Source organism: Alteromonas abrolhosensis, from assembly GCF_001953635.1.
Lineage (GTDB): Bacteria > Pseudomonadota > Gammaproteobacteria > Enterobacterales > Alteromonadaceae > Alteromonas > Alteromonas abrolhosensis.
Genome location: NZ_MEJH01000013.1, coordinates 108719 through 115324, shown reverse-complemented (window position 1 = coordinate 115324; position 6606 = coordinate 108719). Strand labels below are relative to the sequence as shown.

Sequence of the window (6606 nt, the reverse complement as noted above, 5' to 3'; positions counted from 1 at the left end):
AGTGCTCAATGACAGATGGCTACGACTGCTATCAAAACGCCCTTGCAGAGCGGATAAACGGTATTCTTAAAAATGAATACTTACTCCATAAGCCAAGAGATTTAGAAGAAGCGAGAAAGATGGTTGCAGAGTCAGTAGCTATCTATAATGGTAGGAGGCCACATCTGGCCCTTAAATACAAAACGCCCGATGAAATACATCGGGCGTTTTAACCGAAATAAGTGTCAACCTATTTCAGGACTAGTCATAGTTGAGAAAAGCTAAAAGCTATGACGAAGTAATGTCGGCGCCTGCACTTTCTCTATACGTGGCAACAACAGAAGAGAGTACGGCTTGATAATTACTGATCACGGATTGTCTTGCCGAGAAAAAGCTACGCTGGGCATTGAGCAAATTCAGAAAGTCAGTGTCACCGGCTTTGTAGCGAATATCCGCAAGATGATAAAGCTGCTGATTGTTCTCGAGTGACGCTAACGCATAGCGGTAGTTTTGTTGATTAAATGCCAAATTAGTTTGGCTATTTAACAACGCTTCTATCGCGCTAAGCACAGTCTGTTGATACTGTAATATTGCTAAATCCACGTCGGTTTTCGCCGCATTTTCTGCAGCTTCTAATCTACCGCCATCGAACAGGATTGCTGCTGAGCTTATTGCAGCACTCAAGGTCCACCCTTGCGCTAAGTCCAGTAAATCACTAACGCCAATATCTGCACTTAAACTCATTCCTGGAAGGCCCGCCACTGACGCTTCGTAAAACGCTAAATCAGCCTGCTTAAATTGTGCTATGGCTAACTGAATATCTGGGCGCTTCTTTAACACCTCAGCACTCAGCGCAGGTGCCACTTCGGGCAATGAAAAATCGGTAAGCGATAGGGAAAGCAGCGCTTGTTGTTCAGGCGTACTAAGCTGCATAGACTCATTACCTAACAATACCGCTAACGCCCGTTCATTTAGAGTCAGGCTATTGCGAAGTCGCAACACCTCTGACTGTGCACTGATCAGCGTATTGCGCTGCTGGGAAACCTCAATACCTGAAGTATCACCCTCTTCAAAGCGAATTTGAACTAGCTTTAGTAACGCTTCGCTAATCTCTACATTTTGCATTGCAATAGACAGCCGCGACTGCAGTGAAATCTGCTCAAGCAGAGTATTTATAAACAATGCCTGAGTGTCTAACAGCGCATCGGTAAATTGATACTGTGCAGTATCAATACCTAACTGACGGCTGCGCTGCTGCGCGTCTCGTGTGCCCCATATATCCGCGTCATAATTCAACCCCAAGCCGCCTGAGGTTGAGTGGCTTGAGCGATCACTATCTAAGTCTCTTCCGCTGCGCCCAGACGCCCTCCCTGTTAAAGTGGGAACATCGCCTGCATTAACTTGCGCCAACAGAAACTGTGCTCGCTTCACGCGCTGCTCGGCTTGATTAAGGGTTAAGTTTTGGTTCTCAAGCGTCTTCATAACGGGCACTAATTCATCAACCTCGAACACTTTCCACCAAGATGTTGTTACCGGATTAGTAGCATCCATTGACTTCACCGTTGGCAACGCCTGCGTGTCGGTTTCGGGCAGCGTAGTAGAAGGTGAATAAGCGCAGCTTGTTGTCAGCACGATACAAGAGAACGCGCACAGTAATGAACGAGCGGCAAGAGACACAGAAAAACGAAAAGATTGCATGGCGTTACTCCTCTGCCAACGCGTCAATAGGATTAAGCTTTGATGCTTTTTGAGCAGGGGCGTAACCAAAAATGAGCCCTACAGCGAGAGATGTGACAAAAGCCAAAACGGGCGGCATTAACGTGTAGGCGACAGGCACACTGAATGAAGCAACGATAAGGACAACAAAATAGCCCAAAAGAATGCCGAATATACCACCCAAGATACACACTACCCATGCCTCGATATTGAACTGGCGCAAGATATCGCGAGGTTTTGCGCCTGTGGCGATGCGTAGTCCAATCTCCCTCTTACGCTCAGATACGTTGACCAGCATGATATTCATTACACCGATACCGCCAACAAACAAAGATATGGCAGCAACAGACGCCAAGAGCCAAGTTAACGTGTCTTGCGTTTCCGTGACCGCCTCTACCAGTGACTCTGTGGTACGCACCATCACGTCTTCTTGTCCGTGACGTTCTACCAACAGTGCCAGCACATCGTCTTTTACCTGAGTGGCTACTTCGGTACTTTCTGCCTTTATGGTAATGCTGCTTAAGTAATCCCGACCAAATACCTTCAAACGGCCAGTTGTAACCGGAATGAGCACTTCGTCATCCATATCGTTACCACCTGCACTGGCGCCCTTAGAATGAAGTACACCTACGACCTGATAGAAGGCATTTTGCATCAAGATGTACTCGCCTACTGCCCGATATTTATCTTCAAACAGGGTCTCTGCTACCGTATCTCCAATTACCACCACAGGTGCATAATTTGTTACGTCTTCATCGCTGAAAAACACGCCCTGCGCCATTTCCCAGTCTTTAGCATGAAAGTAGTCAGGTGTGGTGCCTGTAATACGTCCTGAAAAATCATTTTCGCTGTATCGGATGGTTGCCCTTGCACTTCTTTCCGGCGCGACATAAGCCACACCCGGAACACTTTTCAATGCAGTGGCATCGGCTAATGTCAGCGATGCAATATCTCCGGATGAGCGCATGTTTCGTCCACCTGGCCTAATCGAAATTAGGTTCGTGCCAATGGTTTCAATACGCTCTAGTACCTGCTGTTTGCCTCCCTCACCGATGGCCATCATGGTCACCACTGCCGCTACACCAATAATAATCCCCAAAAGTGTGAGCAAGGTTCTAAACCAATTCATTCTAAGGGCAGTGAACGCCATAGATAGGGCAGAAAAAAGTGAGATACTTGGAAAAGGTTTAATTGCCGGCTCTGATTTGCGCTCTTGAGCATGTGCGTGCTGCACTGAAGCCGCATTCTTCTCAACTGATTCACCTTGGCTACGTGGAGCGCTTTTGGTATCAGTTACAATTTTCCCATCGAGCAAGTGTATTTGCCTGTCGGCATGTTCAGCAACCGCGCTATCGTGGGTGATAAGAATAATAGTCACCCCTTCTGCGTGAAGCTCGCGAAGCAGTGCCAGTAACTGCTCTCCACTAGCCGAGTCAAGGGCACCAGTGGGCTCGTCGGCTAATATTACTTCTGCACCGTTAATTAAGGCGCGGGCTACCGAGACACGCTGTTGTTGGCCACCAGAAAGCTCTCCGGGCTTGTGCTCTTTTCTGCTTGCAAGCCCAAGTTTGTCAAGCAACTGTTGCGCTTTTTGAGTACGCTCTTCACTAGGCGTACCGCTGTATATTGCTGGCAGCGCCACGTTTTCAGTGGCGTTTAGCGACGACAGTAGCTGATAGCGCTGGAAAACAAACCCAAACGTTTTCAAGCGAAGAGCTGAAAGCTGGTCTGGGTTTAACGAAGACACTGACTGCCCGTGAATACGGTACTCGCCTTCTGAAGGGGTGTCTAAACACCCTAGGATATTCATCAATGTCGACTTACCCGACCCCGACTGCCCCATAATAGCGACAAATTCACCCTTATCGATTGATAACGAAACCTTGTCTAATGCGGTAACTTCAAAGCCTTCCGTTTTGTAGCGGCGTGAGACGCCATCAAGTTGTATTAACGACATATTAGAACCCGTCACGGCGGCGCGGTGGACCTGACGGCGGCTGCCCACCCTGCACTCTGCGCATACCCGCGGCCGGCATTGCTGTGCCGTCAGCTAGACCGACAACCACTTCATCACCTTCTGACAGGCCTTCTATAATTTGAATATGGGTTCGATTTTTTATGCCTACTTTTACTGGCGTACGAACCACATCATCGCCTTGTTTAAGCATTACGAATTGATTACTACCGCGCCCTTTAACCGCCGCTAATGGCACAGAAAGCGCGCCTTTCTCCTGCTCTTGCACAAAGAACACTTGGGTAGTCATGGCGTCCATTAACGTGCGATCAGGATTCTCTACATCGATAAGCACTTGGTATAACACAACGTCGTTAAGTACAGTGGGTGTAGGTAGCACTTGTCGCACGGTAGAGTGGTAGAAGGTTTTATTGTCGCCCAAGGTAGAGAAATAGACTGGCATACCGCGTTTTATTTTCTGCACATCGGCTTCGGAGACTTCAGCCCGAAGCGTCATTACTGACAAATCGGAAATTTGAAGCAACACTGGCGCGTTTTGATTGGCATTAAGAGTTTGCCCTTCACGCACTTGTAACGTGGCAACAGTTCCGGAAATTGGCGCAAATATTTTTGCAAATCCTAGCTTAGTAATATCCCCTTTCAGCGAGGCCTCGTCGGCTTTGATCTGCGCGATACTCGCTGTAATTTTGCTATCGATGACTTTAAGGTCTGTGTTGCTGCTTACAACTACATCCTGGCTGACAGCATTTTGCTTAAATAGGTTTTGGTTGCGCTGCGCTCTCACTTCAGCGAGTTCTCGCTCTGCCCGCAGCTGAGCCAGCTGGGCTTTTTTGCTGTCCAGCGCCGCTTGAGAATTTTGTACCTGTGTTTCAAATACACGAGCATCTATCTCTACCAGCAAATCGCCTTCTTTAACAATATCCCCTTCTTCTACATAGATGTTGTCTACTTGACCTGAAACCTGCGCCCCTACTTCTACGTAGCGTTTAGGCTCAAGCTGGCCTGTAGACACCAAATTTAATTCTATGTCACGTATCTCTGCACCTTGAAAGAGATACTCGGTATTTGTTTGAGGTGAGTATAGCCATGCATAAACTGCATAAGCAGGCACAAATACAGTAATTGCAATAAGCAATAGTTTAATGGGTAGAGGGAGTTTCAAAGCATTCAATCCGTATAAAAAACTGAATGCAATATAGCGAATGTAAAGATTCGCCACGAGAGTCAATCTTTACATTTACGCTATCTTTACAGACCTTTTTAAATGCTGAATAAGCTTCTGATTTGAATGGTTAAAAGAGTTTTTAGCAAAACAGTAAGCGTTAAAGAAAGTACTAACGAGCACCCTCGTAACCAAACTGACGCCAGCTTTCATACACAAACACCGATACCGCATTAGACAAGTTCATACTGCGACTATCTGGCAGCATAGGTATACGAACGCGCTGCTCCGGAGGAAGCGATTGAATATAGTCGTCTGGTAAGCCTCGGGTTTCCGGTCCGAAAATTAACGCATCGCCTTTTTGATAAGACACATCGCTATGAAACGCTTTGCCTTTCGTTGTGCAAGCGAATACCCGTTTTGGCTTAGCATCATTCAGGTAAGCGTCTAAGCTTGCGTGGCGCTTAACGTGAGCAAATTCGTGATAATCTAAACCAGCACGTCGAACGCGTTTATCATCCCATTCAAACCCCAAAGGCTCAATCAAGTGCAACATAAAGCCACTGTTTGCACATAAACGGATGATGTTTCCCGTATTCGGCGGGATCTCTGGCTGATAGAGGACGATATCGAGCATGCTTTTTTAAATTACCTTAACAGTTAACAACCCGCTTATTTTATACCGAAATGCCATTGGTCATCACCCTTGCACGTACTTTTATTACCTGTGAAATAGAAGGCGCTTACCGCTAAGTACAGTTACCTAACTAAATGTTAGCCTTAGTCACACTTATTTAAGTGAGTCTTCTGTCAAAAAGTCGAGAATACGCGCCATGGAGCGCTCGCGAATATCGTCAGACTCGGTGAATAGCTCATGGTAAGCGCGGGGCACTATTTCAAGCTTGGCATTTGGCATAAGCTGCGCAACGCGGCGCTGACGGTTGTTATCAATAATCGCGTCATCGTCTGCACTTAATACAAGCGAAGGCGTTGTAATAGCGCGTGCGCTACTTTCAATTTTATTCATTGCCTGATGTGCCGCTGCTAACCACTCTGTAGTCACGCCGCCAAGTTGAATATCCTGTTCTTCGTCATACAGCTCACGAAACAGGGCATAGCGGGTTTTGCTGTGGGTGAGCTTATTAAGTGAAAAAGGAAACGCAATATACGGGGTTTGACCAAAGAAGTACCCCGCATCTTTCTTTTTCATCCTGTTTACCGCAAGGCCTGTGCGAATTAAGCCATTCGCCAACCAATTGGGCAGAGCGGGTTTAATGCCAAACATGGGCGAAGCTAAAACGGCTTTTGAAAACAATTTCGGAAGACGCAGTAGCGTCAGCGCACCAATGGCGCCGCCCATCGAATGGCATACCAGCTGTAACGGGCCTTGCTGTAGTGGCTTTACAATAGTTTCTACAAACATGACGAAGTCATCAACGTAGTCGTCGAAATGGGCAACATAACCATGCTGAGGATCGCGGGTCATCCTGTCTGATAAGCCTTGGCCTCTGTGATCTAAGATGAATACAGCGAATCCATTTTGATAAAGATCGTAAATGAACTCTTTGTATTTTAAATAGGATTCGATCCGACCAGAGCATATTACGATCGTAGCCCGCGGCGAATCTGGGATACAGTGCGCAAAGCGTACCTTGATATTGTCTTTCCCAGAGAAGTGACCTTGAGTAACACTGCTTTGCCAAAAAGGGTTAATGTGCGTGGCAAAGGTGCTGGCTAAGTTATTTTCAGACGTGAACGTCCAGTTCATAAATAC

The 6606-nt window shown here is 46.9% G+C and carries 6 protein-coding genes; 1 reads left to right on the top strand and 5 read right to left on the bottom strand.

What is annotated here, in order from left to right; genetic code table 11:
- A partial coding sequence (locus BGK61_RS16675) for an integrase core domain-containing protein (RefSeq protein WP_157888798.1) occupies positions 1-212 on the top strand: 212 nt, incomplete at its 5' end.
- A 55-nt stretch (positions 213-267) separates the two neighbouring features.
- On the opposite strand, the gene BGK61_RS16670 is transcribed toward BGK61_RS16675, so the two are convergent.
- The 5 genes from BGK61_RS16670 to BGK61_RS16650 all read right to left on the bottom strand — a co-directional run bounded on the left by BGK61_RS16670 (position 268) and on the right by BGK61_RS16650 (position 6600).
- Entirely contained in the window at positions 268-1677 is a 1410-nt protein-coding gene (locus BGK61_RS16670) for a TolC family protein (RefSeq protein WP_076012918.1), read from the bottom strand.
- 4 nt (positions 1678-1681) lie between these two features.
- Positions 1682-3652, bottom strand: coding sequence for a MacB family efflux pump subunit (locus BGK61_RS16665; protein WP_076012919.1), 1971 nt, complete (start codon positions 3650-3652; stop codon positions 1682-1684).
- 1 nt (position 3653) lies between these two features.
- Positions 3654-4889 (bottom strand): efflux RND transporter periplasmic adaptor subunit, encoded by a 1236-nt coding sequence (locus BGK61_RS16660; protein ID WP_014997137.1) that lies wholly within the window; start codon positions 4887-4889, stop codon positions 3654-3656.
- 115 nt (positions 4890-5004) lie between these two features.
- Positions 5005-5469, bottom strand: coding sequence for a tRNA (uridine(34)/cytosine(34)/5-carboxymethylaminomethyluridine(34)-2'-O)-methyltransferase TrmL (trmL, locus tag BGK61_RS16655; protein WP_014975499.1), 465 nt, complete (start codon positions 5467-5469; stop codon positions 5005-5007).
- A 153-nt stretch (positions 5470-5622) separates the two neighbouring features.
- Entirely contained in the window at positions 5623-6600 is a 978-nt protein-coding gene (locus tag BGK61_RS16650) for an alpha/beta fold hydrolase (RefSeq protein WP_014997136.1), read from the bottom strand.
- Positions 6601-6606: the final 6 nt, after the last annotated feature.